11 protein-coding genes and 1 pseudogene are annotated in these 18,487 nt (G+C 61.7%); 3 read left to right on the top strand and 9 right to left on the bottom strand.

Translation table 11 applies throughout. The annotated features are described in order from the left end of the window. Window positions 1-16: 16 nt before the first annotated feature. Window positions 17-2,251: a RelA/SpoT family protein gene (locus J2J98_RS06925; protein ID WP_064706755.1), complete on the bottom strand. Its 2,235-nt coding sequence runs from the start codon at window positions 2,249-2,251 to the stop codon at window positions 17-19. 141 nt (window positions 2,252-2,392) lie between these two features. Beyond that, entirely contained in the window at window positions 2,393-2,797 is a 405-nt protein-coding gene (rpoZ, locus tag J2J98_RS06920; RefSeq protein WP_064706754.1) for a DNA-directed RNA polymerase subunit omega, read from the bottom strand. Between the two features lie 296 nt (window positions 2,798-3,093). Between rpoZ and J2J98_RS06915 the strand changes: the two genes are divergently transcribed. Beyond that, window positions 3,094-3,675 carry a LabA-like NYN domain-containing protein gene (locus tag J2J98_RS06915; RefSeq protein WP_038687915.1) on the top strand — a complete coding sequence of 194 codons (582 nt, stop codon included), beginning with the start codon at window positions 3,094-3,096 and terminating at the stop codon, window positions 3,673-3,675. A gap of 38 nt (window positions 3,676-3,713) precedes the next feature. Here the strand turns inward: J2J98_RS06915 and smpB are convergent, their stop codons facing one another. Together smpB and dapA are read right to left on the bottom strand one after the other, a co-directional pair. After that, window positions 3,714-4,193 carry an SsrA-binding protein SmpB gene (gene smpB, locus J2J98_RS06910; protein WP_004675044.1) on the bottom strand — a complete coding sequence of 160 codons (480 nt, stop codon included), beginning with the start codon at window positions 4,191-4,193 and terminating at the stop codon, window positions 3,714-3,716. Window positions 4,194-4,290: 97 nt separating this feature from the next. Further along, window positions 4,291-5,175: a 4-hydroxy-tetrahydrodipicolinate synthase gene (gene dapA, locus J2J98_RS06905; RefSeq protein ID WP_064692423.1), complete on the bottom strand. Its 885-nt coding sequence runs from the start codon at window positions 5,173-5,175 to the stop codon at window positions 4,291-4,293. A 213-nt stretch (window positions 5,176-5,388) separates the two neighbouring features. On the opposite strand from dapA, the pseudogene J2J98_RS06900 reads away from it, so the two are divergent. Together J2J98_RS06900 and J2J98_RS06895 are read left to right on the top strand one after the other, a co-directional pair. Then, window positions 5,389-7,463, top strand: a pseudogene (locus tag J2J98_RS06900) (lytic transglycosylase domain-containing protein). Window positions 7,464-7,592: 129 nt separating this feature from the next. Beyond that, a complete protein-coding gene (locus tag J2J98_RS06895) occupies window positions 7,593-8,489 on the top strand; it encodes an alpha/beta fold hydrolase (protein WP_207602722.1) in 897 nt (298 codons plus the stop codon). A gap of 127 nt (window positions 8,490-8,616) precedes the next feature. Here J2J98_RS06895 and J2J98_RS06890 read toward each other — a convergent pair whose 3' ends face one another. The 5 genes from J2J98_RS06890 to J2J98_RS06870 form a co-directional block, all read right to left on the bottom strand. Continuing rightward, on the bottom strand, window positions 8,617-10,065 hold the full coding sequence (locus J2J98_RS06890) for an HlyD family type I secretion periplasmic adaptor subunit (protein WP_207602721.1): 1,449 nt from the start codon (window positions 10,063-10,065) through the stop codon (window positions 8,617-8,619). Beyond that, window positions 10,062-12,206: a peptidase domain-containing ABC transporter gene (locus J2J98_RS06885; protein ID WP_064706748.1), complete on the bottom strand. Its 2,145-nt coding sequence runs from the start codon at window positions 12,204-12,206 to the stop codon at window positions 10,062-10,064. Before J2J98_RS06885 ends, J2J98_RS06890 begins: the two co-directional genes overlap by 4 nt. Before the next feature lie 88 nt (window positions 12,207-12,294). Next, window positions 12,295-12,603 (bottom strand): hypothetical protein, encoded by a 309-nt coding sequence (locus J2J98_RS06880; RefSeq protein WP_064706747.1) that lies wholly within the window; start codon window positions 12,601-12,603, stop codon window positions 12,295-12,297. Window positions 12,604-12,672: 69 nt separating this feature from the next. Then, the gene (locus tag J2J98_RS06875) at window positions 12,673-13,905 is read right to left on the bottom strand and encodes a GTP-binding protein (protein WP_207602720.1); all 1,233 of its coding nucleotides are present in this window, start codon (window positions 13,903-13,905) and stop codon (window positions 12,673-12,675) included. A gap of 18 nt (window positions 13,906-13,923) precedes the next feature. Next, a complete protein-coding gene (locus tag J2J98_RS06870) occupies window positions 13,924-18,441 on the bottom strand; it encodes a DUF4082 domain-containing protein (RefSeq protein WP_207602719.1) in 4,518 nt (1,505 codons plus the stop codon). Window positions 18,442-18,487 lie beyond the last annotated feature (46 nt).

Here is an 18,487-nt window from a genome sequence, read left to right as displayed (position 1 = left end):
CAGGCTTAACAAATGCCTACTCGTAGAGCCGCCGGACCGTGGCGATGCAGTCCAGTTCCTTCATCTGGGCGAGCAACTGGTTGAGTTGCCGCAGGTCCCATACCTCGACGTCAAGCATCATCTCGGTGAAATCGGCCGCCACCCGCACGGTGTTCAACAAGCGGATATTGACGTCGAGCCCCGCAACAGTCTGGGCGACCTTGGCAAGCGTGCCAGGCTCATTCAAGGCATTCACCATGATGCGGGCCATGAAACGCGACTTGTTGGCCTCGTCGAGATCCCAGCGCACGTCGATCCAGCGGTCGGGCTGGTCGTCGAACCGCTGCAGGCTCGGCGACTGGATCGGATAGATGGTGATGCCCTTACTCTGATCCATAATGCCCACGATGCGGTCGCCGGGCACGGCGCCGGTCGAGGCAAACTTGACATCGACATTGCCTGACAGACCGCGGATCGGGCCGACATCGACATCGGCGTCGATTTCCGAGTGACCGCCCTCGGTTCCGACCTTGGTCTTGCCCGGGATCTTGAAGATCATGCCTGCGGCGCTGCGTACGTTGAACCAGCCGTCGTCGCCGGAGGGCTTGACGGTGACGCGCTCGTCCTGGTGGTCGGGATAGACGGCGCGCAACACGTCAAGCGAGGACATCTCGCCGCGGCCGACTGCCGCGATCGCATCCTCGACATCCTTCTGGCCCAGACGATGCAGCGCCGGCTTCATCGCCTCGCGCGAGAAAATCTTGCCTGCCCTATTGAAGGTACGCTCGAGAATGCGGTGACCGAGACCGGCATATTGCTTACGGATCGCCATGCGGGTGGCGCGGCGGATGGCGGCGCGCGCCTTGCCGGTGACGACGATTTCCTCCCAGGCGGCGGGCGGAACCTGCACGCCGGAGCGGATGATCTCGACCTCGTCGCCATTTGCCAGGCGCGTCACCAGCGGCATGATGCGGCCGTTGATCTTGGCGCCAACCGTGGTGTCGCCGATATTGGTGTGGACCGCATAGGCGAAATCGATCGGCGTGGCGCCGCGCGGCAGGGCAATCAGCTTGCCCTTCGGCGTGAAGCAGAAGACCTGATCCTGGAAGAGCTCGAGCTTGGTGTGCTCAAGGAATTCCTCCGGACTGTCGCCTTCGGCGAGCGCCTCGATCGTGTGGCGCAGCCAGGAGTACGCATTGGATTCGCGCGAAAGAATGTCGCCGTCGGCATTGCTGGCACCGTCCTTGTAGAGCGTATGGGCGGCGATGCCGAATTCGGCGATTTCGTGCATGCGCTTCGTGCGGATCTGCAGTTCGATGCGCTGGCTGGAGGGGCCGACGATAGTGGTGTGGAGCGAGCGGTAGTCGTTCTGCTTCGGCGTCGAGATATAGTCCTTGAAGCGGCCGGGCACGACGCGCCAGCGCGTATGGACAATACCGAGCGCGCGATAACAGGATGGGATATCCTCGACGATCAAACGGAAACCGTAGACATCGGAAAGCTGCTCGAAGGAGAGCGACTTCGACTGCATCTTGCGGAAGACGGAATAGGGCTTCTTCTGCCGGCCCTTGACATAGGCGCTCGTCAAGCCGCTTGCGACCAGCAGGTCGCGCAGCTCGGCCTCGATCTTCTTGACAATGCCCTCGTTGCGCTTGGAGAGCTCTTCCAGCCTTTTCGTGACAGTCTCGTAGGCCTCCGGGTTCATGTGCCGGAAAGAAAGCTCCTCGAGTTCCTCGCGCATGTCCTGCATGCCCATGCGGCCGGCGAGCGGCGCATAGATTTCCATCGTCTCCTCGGAGATGCGGGCACGCTTATCGGCCGACATGTGATCGAGGGTGCGCATATTGTGCAGGCGATCGGCAAGCTTGACGAGCAGCACACGCACATCGTCTGATATGGCGAGCAGCAACTTCCGCAGGTTCTCCGCCTGCTTGGCTTTCTTGGTGACGAGATCGAGCTTCTTGATCTTCGTCAGCCCTTCTACAAGACGGCCGATATCCTCGCCGAAGAGCTCGTCGATCTCGGCGCGCGTCGCCGTCGTATCCTCGATCGTGTCATGCAGAAGGGCAACGGCGATCGTCGATTCATCGAGATGCATATCGGTCAGGATGGCAGCGACCTCGAGCGGATGGGAAATATAGGGATCGCCGCTCGCGCGCTTCTGCTGGCCATGTTTCTGCATGGCGTAAACATAGGCCTTGTTCAGCAGTGCTTCATTGGCATCCGGCTTGTATTGCTGAACCCGCTCCACGAGCTCGTACTGCCGCATCATTCCAAAGCCACTCCAACAAAATAAAAGCGCGCCAATCAACGATTGGCGCACACATGGGCAATAATATGCCTAAGCATTAAAGGCGCAAGATTGACGATTGGTAATCGCCGCTCTTTTCCGGATCAGATCCGGTCGAAGCGCTTAATAATCGTCGCTCTTTTCCGGCGGCACGAGGCCCTCGATACCGGCAAGCAGCTCTTCTTCCGACATCTGGTCGAAAGTGATCGTCTCCGGCAGATCGTCCTGCTCCTCGCTATCGGCGGCAGCGGCGGCGCCGGCGGCGATCATGCTGGCCGGATCGGGCTCGGGCTCATCTACTTCGACATGCTTCTGCAGGGAATGGATCAGATCTTCCTTGAGATCATCGGGCGAAAGCGTCTCGTCGGCGATTTCGCGCAGCGCCACGACAGGATTCTTGTCGTTGTCGCGATCGATGGTGATCGATGCACCCTGGGAAATCAGCCGGGCGCGGTGGCTGGCGAGCAGAACCAGCTCGAAGCGGTTCTCCACCTTGTCAATGCAATCTTCAACTGTGACACGGGCCATTGCCTGTCCTTTACGGTCGTCATTTCGGGATTAGCACGCCCGATACAATTAAAACCGGGCAAATACAAGTTTTTCGTTCCGGCCTCTCCTCTTTATCCGCGACCGAGCTAAATTTCCATGGAGAATGTGACAATTCCACCGATGGTTGCTTGGAATATGCGGAATCGTGCCCTAAATCTCTCTTATATGAACACTTAGTAAAGTAAGCATCAAATCAAAGGTCACAATAAGCCGTTGTATTTATTGAAGTTTGATGCCATGCGAATTTCGATTTCTCTCATTGGAATTGGTAAGCGATGTTTGACCCACGCGAAAAAATTGCACTCTTCATCGACGGCGCCAACCTCTACGCTGCATCCAAGAGCCTCGGTTTCGACATAGATTACCGCAAGCTCTTGAAAGCATTTCAGAAACGCGGCTACCTCCTGCGCGCCTACTATTATACGGCCTTGATCGAGGATCAGGAGTATTCATCGATCCGCCCTCTGATCGACTGGCTTGACTATAATGGCTACAAAGTCGTCACCAAGCCCGCCAAGGAATTCACCGATTCCATGGGCCGGCGGAAAATCAAGGGCAACATGGACATCGAGCTTGCGATCGACGCCATGGAGCAATCGGAAACCGTCGACCATCTCGTCATCTTCTCCGGCGACGGCGACTTTACGAACCTCGTCGAGGCGCTGCAGCGCAGGGGCCGCAAGGTCTCGGTGATCTCGACCATGGCGACGCAGCCGCCGATGATCGCCGACGACCTGCGCCGGCAGGCCGATCATTTCATCGACCTCCTGTCTCTGAAGGCCGAGATTGGTCGCGATCCCTCGGAGCGGGCGCCGCGTCCAGCCGAAGTCGCCCCGGCCAGCGATTTCGAAGAGTGATAGCAAGCGCCACCAGCCGATCAGCTGCGGCGTGATCGTCAGCCATTATCCTTCAGCAAGCGGCTCTTCTGCCGGTTCCAATCGCGCTCCTTCTCGGATTCGCGTTTGTCGTGCAATTTCTTGCCCTTGGCGAGCGCCAGCTCCATCTTCGCCCGACCCCGATCGTTGAAATAGATCTTCAGCGGGACCAGCGTCATGCCTTCGCGGTTGACGGCTGAACGCAGGCGATGGATTTCACGGCCCGACAGCAGCAGCTTGCGGCGCCGGCGCGGTTCGTGATTGAAGCGGTTCGCCTGGAGATATTCCGGCAAGTAGGAATTGATGAGCCAGATCTCGCCATCCTCATCCGATGCGTAGGATTCGGCGATATTGGCCTTGCCTTCGCGCAGCGACTTGACCTCCGTGCCCTTCAGCACAAGTCCCGCCTCATAAGTATCGATGATCTCGTAGTTGAAACGGGCCTTGCGGTTTTCGGCCACGACCTTGTTCACCACGCGCTGGCTGCCTTTGGGGGCCATGACGATATTCCCTTCGAGGCGCGCGAAACGCCGCGCCCGCATTGCTTGCCCTTTTATGTAAGGGAATGACCCCGCCTTGTGAAGACGGCCGGTTTCCTCAGTTCAGCAGCCCGGCGTGACGCATGGCGGCGTCGATCGCTGCTTCGGTTGCCGGTTCGAGCGTCGAAAGCAGCGGCGAGCGAACGTTGCGGCTCATACGGCCGAGCTTGGAGAGGCCGTATTTGGCGCCGCAGAGGCCGGGCTCAAGGAAGATCGCCTTGTGAAGCGGCATCAGCCGGTCCTGATATTCCAGCGCGCGGGCGTATTCGCCGGCCAGCGTCGCGGCCTGAAAATCGGCGCAGAGGCGCGGAGCGACGTTGGCCGTTACCGAGATGCAGCCGACGCCGCCATGGGCGTTGAACCCGAGCGCCGTGGCGTCTTCGCCGGACAATTGCCTGAAATCCTTGCCGCAGGTAATGCGCTGCTCGGAGACACGCTCGATCTTGCCCGTCGCATCCTTGACGCCGACGATATTCCTGTGCGCTTTGACAAGCGTCCCCATCGTTTCCGGCGTCATGTCGACCACCGAACGGCCGGGAATATTGTAGATATAGATCGGCAGGGCGACGGCCTCTGCAATCGCCGAAAAATGCGCGATCAGCCCCTTCTGCGTCGGCTTGTTGTAATAGGGCGTGACGACAAGCACGGCGTCGGCGCCGACCTTTTCAGCATGCTGGGCAAGTTCGACCGCCTCACGCGTATTGTTCGAACCGGCGCCGGCCATGACGGGAACGCGTTTTGCCGCCACTTCGATGCAGAGTTCCACGACACGCTTGTGCTCGGCATGCGACAGCGTCGGCGATTCGCCAGTCGTGCCGACCGGAACGAGACCGCTGCTGCCTTCCTTGATCTGCCAGTCGACATGGGCGGCGAAGCTCGCTTCGTCGATCAGTCCGGCATCGGTGAAGGGGGTGACGAGGGCGGGAATGGACCCATTGAACATGCAAAGCTCCTCACGACCAAATCCTTGCTTCGGCCGCATTCCATGAATATTTTGCGCACCATAGAGCGCCGAAATCATCGCGACAAGCGCGGAGAGTTCGGTTTAGGGCAAATTCCGATAGCAGATGTGAATGAATTTTACCTGGTACGGTAAGGTTTCGTTAAGATGCCTCTAGCCAAATGGGCGGGGCGTGTTTTCGTTGCGAGATCCCGGATGAAGAAAGCTGTCTTGATTCTGACCGCCTTCGGCTTCGTTGCCGCTGCGTGGGGCAGCCTTGCTTCGCCGCTTCCAGGCGAAAGCGTTCCGACGCCTGGCATCAAGCCGATCGGCTTCGTTCCCGAGACCTCGATACCGGAAGCGCTGACAACCGGCGCGATCCCGCGCAATTCGGCCGTCGCGCCCGTCGCCAGCGATCTGAAAACCGGCCTCGACGCGCTTTCCGCCAAGAGTCCTCAACTGGCTCTGTCGATCCGCGACGGCATGCGCGAGGGTACGCTCGACCGTCATATTCTCACCTGGGCGATCGCCGTGTCCGGATTGAAGGGCGTTCCCTCCTATGAAATCGCCAGTGCTGCGCAGGAGCTCAAGGGTTGGCCCGGCCTTTCCAGGCTGCGCTCCTATTCCGAGCGCGCGCTCTACGACAAAAACCCGCCCCATCTGCCGTGCTCGCCGCCTTCGGCGATACCGCGCCGGAGACGATGCAGGGCGCCGTCATTCTCGGGCGGGCGCTGATTGCGTCGGGCAAGCAGGCGCAGGCAGCAAAATATATCCGCAAGGTGTGGCGCGCGGAGGCTCTCGACAAGGCGAGCGAAGACAAGATCCTCCTCGAGTTTTCCGCCCTGCTGACGCCGGCCGACCATAAGGCGCGGATGGATTATCTGATGTATCGTGGCCGGGTGGCGCAGGCCAAGCGCTTCGGCGACATGGGCGAGGCGCAGTCCCTCTACAAGGCCTGGGCCGCGGTCGACGCCAAAGCTGGCAATGCCGGCGCGCTGCTCAACAGCGTCGAGGCGAAATGGAGAGGCGATGCCGGCCTGCTGTTCGCGCGCATCGAATATCTGCGCAAGCAGGACAAATATGCCGAAGCGGCAGCGCTTCTGGAAAAGATGCCGCGTGAACAGGGCGAACTCGTCAATGCCAGCGAATGGTGGAACGAACAGCGGATCGTCAGCCGCGGTCTCGTCGATCAGGGGCAATTCAGACCGGCCTACCGCGTCGTAGCAAACTCGGCGGCAACCAGCCCGACGGATATCGTCGAGGCAGAGTTCCATGCCGGATGGTATGCGCTGCGCGGTCTGCGAGACCCAACAACGGCGGAAAGGCATTTCCGCAAGATTCTGGCGACGTCGAACGGCCCCATCTCGGTGTCGCGCGCCTGGTACTGGCTCGGGCGGGCAGCCGAGGCCGGCGGACCAGGCACCCCCGGCGAATTCTACGGCAAGGCCGCGAATTTTCCCGGCACCTTCTATGGGCAGCTCGCGGCCGAAAGGCTTGGACGCAAGACGCTCAACGTTACCTATCCCACACCGAGCGCAGCCGACCGCCAGCGCTTCCAGGCGCGCGAGGCCGTGCAGGCCATTGCCAGACTTGAGGCAGCCGGCCACGGTTGGCGGGCCGGCATCCTCTATCTCGCGCTCGCCGATCAGCTGCAGAGCCCGGGCGAACTGGCGATCCTTGCGGCGCAGGCCGAGCAATCAGGCAATCATCATCTGTCACTGCAGGTCGGCAAGATCGCCTATGGCCGCGGCATCGATGTCGCCGCGCTCGCCTTTCCGGTCGGCGTAATTCCGGCGAATGCCAATATCTCCGGCTCCGGCAAGGCGCTCGCCTATGCGATTGCCCGCCAGGAAAGTGCCTTCAACCCGGCCGCCGTTTCGGCGGCGAATGCGCGCGGCCTGCTACAGCTTCTGCCCGGCACCGCCCAGGCAGTGGCCAAGCGCCATAACATTACTTTTTCCAAGGACAAGCTGACGGCCGATGCCGGTTACAATGCGACGCTCGGCGCGCATTACCTCGGCGAGCAGATCGAAGCCTTCGGCGGCTCCTATATCCTCACCTTCATCGCCTATAATGCCGGGCCGAAGCGGGTGCCGGAATGGATCGGGCGCTACGGCGATCCACGCGGCCGGCCGATCGACGAGATCGTCGACTGGATCGAGCGTATCCCCTTCCCCGAGACGCGCAATTACGTGCAGCGGGTGATGGAGAATTACGAAGTCTACAAGGCCCGTCTTGGCCAGGCGACGGATATCGAGCGCGACCTGATCGGTGGGCGCAGCGCCTCCTGAAGCTGTTTGGCGCGGTTTGAAAAGCAGGCTGGTCTTTGTTTTTCCGCATGTCTTTATCGCAGAACCGCTGCGCATTCTTGCGAGACATGCTCTAGATTTTCGCGATCAGACAGGTCTTGAGGGATGCGAATGCCGGATATGGATGCGGGCGGTTTCCAGGAACGATTTTACTCTTCCTCCGATGGGCTGAGGCTTTATGCACGCGACTACCGGCCCGAGCAGCCGGTAGCCGCCGGACGGCTGCCGGTGATATGCCTGCCCGGCCTGAGCCGCAATGTTAGGGACTTTCATCCGCTTGCGCTGCTTCTCAGCGGGGACAGAACGGACCCGCGCAGGGTGATCGCGCTCGATGCGCGCGGCCGTGGCAATTCCGCGTGGGATGAGAACAAGGCAAATTACAATCTCGCCGTCGAGACCGGCGATGTCATTGCCGCCTGCGCGGCATTCGGCATCGAGCGAGCGGTTTTCATCGGCACGTCGCGGGGCGGCCTGATCCTGCATTTGCTCGCGGCGACACGGCCGGATCTCCTCGAAGCTGTGGTCCTGAACGATATCGGACCTGCGATCGAAGCGAGAGGCCTGGCGCTTATACGCGACTACCTCAACAGCGGCAGAAAGCCGGCTGACTGGGAAGAGGCCGCCGAAATATTGCAGGCGGATCACAGCGCTTCGTTTACCGCGCTGACAGCCGAGGACTGGCGCCAGATGGCGCTTGCCATTTATCGCGACGTCGGCGGAGGGCCGGTCGCCGACTTCGATCCGGCGATCGCCGAGGTGCTGAGATCGGTCGACTTCAATCAGCCGCTGCCCGATCTCTGGGCACAATTCGAAAGCCTGAGCCGCATTCCGCTGATGTTGATCCGCGGCGAAAATTCACCGCTGCTTTCGAAGGAGATCGCGATCGAAATGGCCCGGCTGCATTCCGGATTGGTCCTTCATACCGCCGAGGGGCAAGGCCATGCGCCCCTCCTCCATCTCGGCGATATCCCTGCAGCAATTCGCGCCTTTCTCGCCACTTGCCGGTAAGGCGGATATCGGATCGAATGCGGCTCCCGCTGATACGCAACCAGTTTTTCGGGCGGCGGCCTGGAATCCTTGCGCCACCCGGCGCCCCCAAGCGAGCTTAGGCGCCCACACCTCGTCTGCGGCTCCCTCAGTTCGGTTCCCGGATGGCATCATCAAGGCCACGCAGCAGCGGGTAAAGGAAATAGGAGATCACGGTCCTGTTGCCCACCTTGATCTCTGTGGAGACGGTCATGCCCGGCAGCAGTCTGACCGGCACATCCGAGGCGTTCAGCCTCGTATCCGCAAGCAGGATGCGAGCCTTGAAGAAAGGCGCTGCCGGCTGGCTTGGGGTGGCAGCCTGTTCCTGCTGCTGGCCGGTCATAAACGTGTCCTGGCTGATGGTGCGAACTTCGCCCGACGCGGTGCCGTATTTCTGGAAAGGATAGGCGTCCAGCTTGATGCGAGCCTCCTTACCCACGGCAATGCGGCCGATGTCGCGGGTGTTGATCGACACCTCCGCTTCGAGCGGCACGTTGATCGGCACCAGCGTGACGATCGGTTCGGCTTCGCGCACGACGGAGCCGATAGAGCGCTGGGCGAGATCGAGCACGACGGCATCGGCAGGTGCTGTCAGCGACACCATGTTGCGGCGCAACTCCATCTTCTTCAGCTCTTCATCCGCCATGTCGCGCTGGCCGCGCAGCTCCACCAGCTGCTCCATCGCTGCCCGGCGGAAATCCTCGATGAAGGCCTGCCGGTCGGCTTTCAGCTTGGCATAGGCATGCGCCGCCTCGTCGGCCTTGCCGCGAACGGCCGTCAGATCGGACTCGACGTCGAGGCGGGCGTCGCGCGATCCGAGCATGGTGATCAGCGAGCCGCTCTGCTTGTCGTAGAGCCGTGTGCGCGCGCCTTCGATCTGCGAGAGCGTGTCGCGCCTGTCGATGAGCACGGCCTCCTGGTTCTTGGCCGCGGCAAGCGCTGCCGACTGGCCGGCGATCTGCTGCTCGAAATTCTGCAGCTGCGCCGTGTAGAAGGCCCGCCGCTGGCCGAAGAGCTGCACCTGCAGCATCTCGTCGGGCGTCGTTCCCGCCATCATCGTGTAGTCGTCTCCGGCAAGTTCCGCCTCGATGCGCTTCACCTGGGCGTCGAGAGCCGAGAACTTCGCCTGCTGCTGGTCGACATCGGCCTGACTGAAGGTGGCGTCGAGGGTTGCGAGCGTCTGGCCGGCATGCACCACCTCGCCGGCCTTCACATCGAGCGTGCGGATGATCGAGGTTTCGAGCGGCTGGACGACGATGGTCGGCTGGGTGGTGACGAGCTTGCCGGGCGCGATCACCACCTCGTCGATATCGGAGACGGAGGCCCAGATGATGGTCGCAGCAATCAGCGCCGTCACGCAATAGAGCGTCATGCGCGCAACGCGCGGCGGAGCACGTTCCTCGAGTTCGACGGCGTCGGACTGGAATTCCGCGATTGCCGGCGGCAGCGGCAGGCGGGCGGTGAGCTGCCCGCCCCTGCCTGGCGGCCCCTTGCCTGATGGGCTATGGTCCGAGGCTACGGGCAGGTTTTCGCCGGATTTTCTGACGCGCGCGTTCATGCGACCTGCCTCATTTGCTGTGCCCACAGGTGGCGATAGGTCATGCAGCGCGACACAAGCTGGTCATGCCGGCCGATATCGGCGACTTTGCCGCGATCGATGACGAGAATGGCATCGGCATCCACAAGCGTCGAAAGCCGGTGCGAGACGATGACGACGGTGCGCCCGGCCGCGATCCGGCTCAGATTCTCGCGGATGATCGCCTCGCTGTCGGGGTCGAGCGCGCTTGTCGCCTCGTCGAAGATCAGAAGCTTCGGATCGGTGATCAGTGCGCGCGCGATTGCCAACCGCTGCTTCTGGCCGCCGGAGAGATTGGCGGCATTTTCTTCCAGCATCGTGTCGAAGCCGCGCGGCAGCCGCTCGATGAACTCTTCCGCACCGGCGACGCGGGCCACCTGCATGATTTCCTCGATGCTGGCATCGGGTTTTGCGGCGGCGATATTGTCGCGCACCGTGCCGCGAAACAGGAAATTGTCCTGCAGCACGACTCCGATGCTGGTTCTCAGGTGCACGAGGTCGATCTCGCGGCTGTCGTAACCATCCATGCGCACCAGCCCCTCCTGGCTCTGGTAAAGCCCCTGGATCAGCCGGGTGATCGTCGTCTTGCCGGAGCCGCTCTTGCCGACCACGCCGAAGACCGAGCCTGCCGGAATGGCGAAGGAGACATTGTCGAGCGCGGGCGCCGTATCGGGAGCATAGCGGAAGGTGACCCGGTCGAATTCGATGCGGCCATGCAGATGCGGCCGCACACCGCGCCCGCGTCCGGCCTGCTCCGGCCGCTGGTTCATGATCTCGCCGAGCATGCGTACGGACAGAGCCACTTCCTGATATTCGTGCACCATGGTGACGATCTGCACCAGCGGTCCCGAGACACGGCCAGCGAGCATGTTGAAGGCGACTAGCGCGCCGATCGTCATAGCGCCGGAGAACACGTCGAGTGCGCCAAGCCCGATGATTGCAACGCTCATCAGCTTCTCCAGAAGCCCTGTCATCGCCTGTGCGATTGTAGATATCTTCTCGACCCGGAAGCGCACCGAGATCGATTGCGCCGAATAGTCGTCCCACACCTTGCGCTGGCGCGGCTCCAGGGCCAGCGATTTGACGGTGCGCATGCCGTGCACGGTTTCCACCAGCAGTGCCTGCCGGTCGCCTTCCGCCTGGTAGAGCGCCTGGAGACGGCGCTGGAACGGTCCGACGAGCATCATCACGACGAGCCCGACGAGTGCTGCGAAGCCGAGCACCACGAGCGTCAGCTTGACGCTGTAGAGAAGCAGGATCGGCACGAAGACGAAGAGCGATACGCCGTCGAGAAGCGTCAGGAACAACCGGCCGGTCAGGAATTCGCGGATGCGCCCCGTCTGCTGCATGTGCTTGACGAGAACACCGGCCGAGGCGTGCTCGAAGAGCGCGATCGGCAGGTTGAGCAAATGCCCGAATGTGCGTGTCGCAACCCTGATGTCGATCCTGTTGGTCGCGTAGAGCAGGAGATACCGGCGCAGGAAAGTGAATGTAGCGTCGAAGACGAGCGCAACCGCGATACCTACCGTCAGAACCGTCAGCGTCGCATAGCTCTGATGCACGAGCACCTTGTCGATCACGAGCTGAAAGAACATCGGCGTCGTCAGCCCGAGGCCGTAAAGAACGAAGGCCGCGAGCGCCACGTCGCGGAAGAAGCTTCGCTGCTTGATGATTTCCGGTATGAACCAACGGAACCCGAACGGCCGATCCTCGTCCGACATGCGATAGTTGCGCTTGAGGAGAACCACCGATCCGGACCAGGCCTTGGCGAATTGCTCCTCGCTCAGGAGAATGACCTCGGGGCGCGTGGCAAGCGGGTCGAGAACTTGTATTCTTTCGTCCTCCCCGCTCCCCCCCGCCCCGGCGACGACCACCCAATTGCCGTTGGTAAGTTCGGCAAGCACGGGAAATGCTTCGCCCAGCCGGAACAGTGACTGCCAGTCGAGGCTGAGGTGCCTCGCCCGAAGGCCGGCATCCCTCGCCATCCGCAACAACCGCCGCACGGCGACGGGATCGTTGCCGACCGCGTAATCGTGCTGCAATCGCTCAGGGGATAGGTCGACGCCATGATGACGCGCGACGAACGCAAGACAGTGCAGATTGGTATGCAGAAAATCACTCATGGCCCACCCGAAACGATACGAGACCGAGGCTTAGCTTCAAAAGGTTGGAGCGCGTCCGAACCGACGCGCTGCGCTCTAGACCCGTTTGTCAGTTGAAGTTCGGCGAAGCGTTCGACGCGCTGCCCTGCACCGCCTGGATATCAGCTGCTGCTGCGGCCGACATGTCACCGATGCGACGAACCGCACCCGCCTCCACCAACCCGCCAAGCGCCTTCTGCATGAGATCGACCGCATTGGCGAAGGCATCGATAGGCATGATGATGCGCTGGCGGAAAACCGGCTTCGGATTGTTGTTGGCGTCACGCTCGGTGGCCGAGAGTGACATCAGGTCGATGCGCACGATCGTTCCCGTGACGGTGATTTCGCCGATACCGTCCGCATAAAGTTCGCTGCTCATTGTTCTCTCCTCTGGTTGATAATCAAAACCTGTTCACCTTTGAGTCGACGCATCGGACCGAAAGCCGCTTCACACTTTCCGGTCCGATGCGTGCGTATCGTGCCGCCATGGCGGAAACGGATCGCGAAGGCCGACGGCTGTCTGGGGATCAAAACCCGTCTCCTCTCCGATCAGGCAATCGTCGAGCGCGGTGCGGATGGCTTCCTCGTCGACGCCGGAGCCAATGAAGACCAGCTCCTGGCGGCGGTCGCCCCAGACATCGTCCCAATGGCGATCGAGCAACTTACGGAATTGCGGATGACGCGGCCAATGCGCCCGCGGCACCGAGGCCCACCAGAACCCCCTGGTGTCAATGCGGCATTGCGTGCCGGCAATCGACAGGAGGCCGATCTCGTCCGGCCGGGTGGCCAGCCAGAAATGGCCTTTCGCCCTGATGAGACCGGGCAATGGCCGCTCGAGGATGCGGCTCAGCCGCGCGGGATCGAATGGCCGGCGCCTGCGATAGACGAAGCTTGTTATGCCGTACTCCTCGGTCTCCGGCACATGATCGCCCCAGCCGTAAAGCTCCTTGTGCCAGAGCGGGTGGCGGGCGGCCTTGGCTTCACTGAAGAGGGCGGTATCCATGATCGCGCCAAGCGGCACCTGACCGAACACCGCCTCGATGACACGCGCATCCGGATTAAGTGCCGCGACGATCCGGCGGACCTCGGCAAGAATCGCGCACGACACATCACCTGCCTTGTTGATGATGACGACATCGGAAAATTCAATCTGCTCGACGAGCAGTTCCACAAGCTTGCGCTTGTCGTCTCCGTCCCGGCTTTCGCCGCGATCCGCGAGGAACTCGGCGCTGGCATAATCGGCGAGAAGATTGACCGCATCGATGACGGAAACCATGGTATCGAGCCGCGCGACATCGCAGAGCGCCGCTCCGCTCTCGTCCCGGAAGGAGAAGGTCGCCGCTATCGGCAGCGGCTCGGCAATCCCCGTGCCCTCGATCAAAAGGTAGTCGAAACGACCCGTGGCGGCGAGACGCCGGATTTCGGTCAGGAGATCGTCACGCAAGGTGCAGCAGATGCATCCATTGGTAAGCTCGACGAGGGTTTCATCCGTTCTCGAGAGGTTGGCTCCGTCGTCACGGACGAGATCGGCATCGATGTTGATCTCGCTCATGTCGTTGACGATCACGGCGATCCGGTATCCCTCACAATTGTGCAGAACATGATTGAGCACCGTCGTCTTGCCGGCGCCGAGAAACCCCGCCAGGACCGTCACCGGAAGTCGATTGTCTGCACCTGTCATCGATACCCCCGCTCGCCTTTACGCCGCGAGCTGCGGTTTGAACGCCACGTCCACATAATAGTTTGTGCTGTTGTAACTGCTGGTCGGGAACAACCCGCTCGATCCGTAGGCATAAAGGCCATTGTCGCCGCTGAGCGCCCTGAGGTCGCCACTCGTCTTCCCGGTGCTGAAGTAATTGCTGGTCGCCGAGTAATTGCCGTTCGTGCTGTAGGAAACGACGTAGGTCGTATCCGCTTCGACCGCGATCTGCTGGGCGAGAGTGGCGGTCTGCCAGCCGCTTGCCGTTTCGTTGCTGAAGGTGACGCTTGCAAGCAACGTGCCCGAGGCGGTCCAGAGATAGCCGTTATGCGGGCCTGTATTTTCGGCGCCCTTGTAGAAGCGGATGCCCGTTATCCAGCCTGCCGTGTCGGCCTGAAATTTCATGCCCAGGTTGACCTGCTGGTTATCGTTCACCGAGACGATTGCAGGCGTTTCATTGGCGCTGAAGAGGTTCTGCTCGCTTCCCTGGGCGTTGACGGTAAGCGAAACCTGGGCGGATGCCGTGCCGCCCTGACCGTCGGCGATGGAATAGCTGAAGCTCGCCGGCCCAGAATATCCTGCCGTTGGCGTGAAGGTGACGGTCTGCGTCTGGCTGTCGTAGGACACCGAACCGTTGACCGCGCCGCCTGCGCCGGTGATGACAAGCAGGTCGCCATCCGCGTCGCTGTCGTTTGCAAGCAGGTTCGCAGCGGCGATCGACAGAGCCGTATTGGTGTAGGTCGTATAGCCGTTGTCATTGGCAGCCACCGGCACCGTATTGCCCGTCGACTGATTGTAGACGACATCGACCCAGTAATTCGTCGACTGGTAACTGGAGGTCGGGAAGGTCGAGCCCGATCCGACCGCGTAGACGCCATTGCTGCCTGCAAGCGCCGTCAGCGAGCCGTTGGTATGCGCCGTGTTGAAATAGCCTGTCGTCGCGACATAGGTGCCGGTCGTGTGGTAGGAGGCGACATAGGTCGCGCCCGCCGTGATCTGTAGCGGTGTCGAGAAGGTCGCGGTTTGCCAACCGGAGAGCGACTCGCTGGTGAAAGTGACCGTCGCAAGGAGTGTGCCGTCGGCCTTCCAAAGGGAGCCGGTATGCACACTGGTATCGCCGGCAGCCTTGTAGTAGCGAATGCCGGAGATCGCACCGTTTGCGGAAGCGACGAACTTCATTCCGAGTTCCATCGCCGTATTGTCGTTGAAGCTGCCGCCCGTCGGTCCTTCGCTGCCGGTAAACAGGGTCTCGCCGGCGGGAGCGGCCTGAACGGTCAGGCTGACACTGCCCTGGTCCGCGCCGCCGCGCCCGTCCGACAGCGTGTAAGTGAAGCTTGCCGGGCCTGAATAATTGTTGGCCGGCGTGAAGGTGATGGTTCCGGCCTGCTTGTTGAGAGCGACCGTGCCGTTGAGGGCATTGCCGACGGCGGTGATGGTCAGCGCATCGCCGTTGGCGTCGACATCATTTGCCACGAGTGCAGCAATCGAGATGACAAGCGTTCCGTTGTGGCCGATGACCAGCCCGCTGTCGTCGGTTGCCACCGGCTGGCTGTTCGGGCCGGCGTCGAAGACCACGTCCACCCAATAGTTGGAGCCGCCGGGGCTCTGGCCGGGGAATGTGCCGGCATTGGTGCTGTAGGCGAAGACGCCGCCGCCATCGACGGCCTTCAGTGCGCCGCTGGCATAGGACCCGTTGAAATAGTTCTCGGTGAGGGAGAAAAATCCCTTGCTGTGATAGGACGCTACATAGGTCGTACCGGCCGCGATCTGGATCGGGCTGGAGAACATCACGGTCTGCCAGCCGGAAAGCGGTTCGCCCACCGACACGCCGGTCGCCAGCAGCGTTCCGTCACCGGTCCACAGGCTGACGACGTGTTCGCCGGTATTGTAGAAGCCCTTGTAGAAGCGGATGCCCTGCACCGAACCTGCCGTCGTCGCCTGGAAACGCAGGCCGAGCTCGACCGGATCGCGATCGATCGCCGTTTCGACCGTAGGCTTTTCGGCAAGCGTCCACAGGCTGGTCGTCGTTCCCGGCAGAGTGACCGTGACCTGCTTGCCGGCCGACGGCGCCTCCAGATTGACGCTGTCGTCAACGGCGCGCGACAGGATCGTATAAGTACCGCTTGCCTGGACGACCCAGTTATAGCTCCAGCTCTCGCGGCCTGACGCCTTGAACCAGTGCTGGCCCCCGTCGGTGGAGACCTCGACGCCGGCGATGATGCCTCCGCCAAAGTCTTGCGCCGTGCCCGTGATCGTCACGCGCTGTCCTTCGACGAAGCTTGCGCCCACGATGGGCGAGCTGATCGACGAAGTCGGCTTTAGAGTGTCGGTCGACTGGGTCGCCAGGATCAGGCTTGCATCGAGCGTGGTCGGCTGGATGCCCATGTCCGCGAACATGTTGACCATCGCCTGCTGCACGTTGCGATCGGTCGATGTTGCCGGGCCCTGGTGGTTGTCGCTCAGGCCCCAGGACCAGAAAACGGTGCCGGCGCCGAAGACCAGCGCGCCGCTCTCGGCCCGATACATGGTGAGGCTGTGGGTCGCCACCGCGTCGCCAACCGTAGTGCCGTAGTCGCGCAGATAGGTGCTGACCGCGATGGAGGAGAGCGACAGGTTGATGAGACCGTCCGGCCGGAAGCCGTTCTCGACATCGGAATCCCACTCGTAGCCAAGCAGGTTCTGCACCAGATTGTAGGTGTCGCCTTCATTCAGCTGGGAGACATCGGTATTGCGCCAGAAGCGCAGGTTCGAATAGTCGTAGGGGATCGAGATCGTATCCTGGCGGTAGCTGTCCACCTGGAACATGGTGCCGGTCAGCGAATTCTCCGGCTCCTGCCCCGGATCGGCATAACGCGGGTCGCGCCAGGTGCCGGTGCCGACATTGCTCGGGTCCGTGCTCGTGCCCCAGGTCTCCTTATAGCAGACCATGGTGCGGTAAGCTTGGCCGCTGCCGTCGATGCTGCTTTCCCAGCGGACCTTCCAGTAGCATTCGTTGCCGCTCCAGAAGGCGAGGTTCACACCGGCGTCGCGAGCCGCCTCGACATTGGCGCGTTGCTCGGCCGACCAGTATTCGTCATGGCCGACGGAGAGATAGGCATCATGGTTGAGCAGCAGCGCGCCGCTGCGCGTGGCATCGACGCCCGAGATATAGGACACGTCGTAGCCGTTCTGCTCCAGCCAGGAGATTGCAGAGGATTCGACGCCGAAGATATAATCGTGCGAGCCGCCGATCGGGCTCGTATTGGTGATGATCGGCCTGTTGTAGCTCACCGCCGACGCCCGGCCGATCGCCGTCAGGCCGCAACTGCAGTTCGGCGGCAGGTAGCCGATCATGTCCGCCGGGTCGACGGGCACTTCGCCGTAATAGAGACTGGCGCCGCCCCAGGCATTGTAGGCCTGCCAGGTCGTATCCGACGTCTGGAAGACGATATCGCTGGTCGAGGCATCGTCGCGCACGACGAAGGGAATGATGCTCGCATCCTCGGTGCCGTCCTCTCGCACCAGCTTGGCGAAATAGACGCCGGAGACGGCGTCGGCAGGGATCTGCCAGCTGGCGGAAACCGACCAGTTGCCGCAATCGATGAGGCCGAGCGACATGTCGACGATCGGATGCGGCTGGATCTGCGCCGTGGTCAGCTGCTGTTCGATCGAATCGACCTTGCGCGCGCCGGCACCGCCGTAGTAGCCCATGCGGTAGATATCGATGCGGTAATGGGTAGAATCCGTGGCGATTTTGAAATCGACCGTCTGGCCGATATTCGTGCTGATTTCGGTGGCGAAACCCTGGATGGTGCCCTTGCCATCGCCCTCTAGCCCCCATTCGCTGATCGGGTTGCCCTGCTTCAGGTTTTCGAGCGCGATCTTGTTGAGCGTCGGCACGGCCGGAGCGGCCGCCACCGGTGCCGGCGAAGCCGCGGTCGTCTCAGTAGAAACCTCCTCACTCGGCTCCACCGAGAGGGATGCTATCGAGGCCTGAAGACGCAGGGAGGTCGTGCCGAGGGTGCTGTCGGAACTGACAGGCGCAGCCGTCTCGGCGCTTCCAGTGTCGGCATCGCTGGTAACACCCGTGAGCACAGGAGCGGCAGGCAGTGTCGCAGCCTCCTCGTACGGATCCGGGCCAAGCACGGTGCGCTCCGATATCGAGGTAGGCGTCTGGAACACCGTTGCAACCGTCGCCGTCTGGATCAAACTGTCTTGCGCGCCGCCATCTCCCCCGGGCGCCGGCATCGCCGTCGGCGACAGGGACGCTTGCATTTCGCCGGAAAATATCAGGGGCGTTTCGGTCATGCCGGTGAAGGAGGATTGGACGGTTGCACTGCCCTGGTTGGCGAGGCCGAATGGAGCCTGAGTGCTCGAAGACACTACGGCCGGTGTTCCAAGCAGTGCAGTCCAGGCCGAGGTTGCGTGACTGATGCACGGCGTGCCGCCGGCCATAGTGAGATATTTGCGATTCCTGACATGAAATCTCAGCAAGAGCGGCGTCCCCGTTTCCCGTCGACCAGCATTGAATGACTTCATCCTGCCAGCTTTCGAAACGGAACGTACGACAGCAATCTTGGGTATG

This window comes from Rhizobium bangladeshense (assembly GCF_017357245.1).
GTDB classification, from domain to species: Bacteria; Pseudomonadota; Alphaproteobacteria; order Rhizobiales; family Rhizobiaceae; genus Rhizobium; species Rhizobium bangladeshense.
This window is presented reverse-complemented; position numbering and strand designations above follow the sequence as displayed.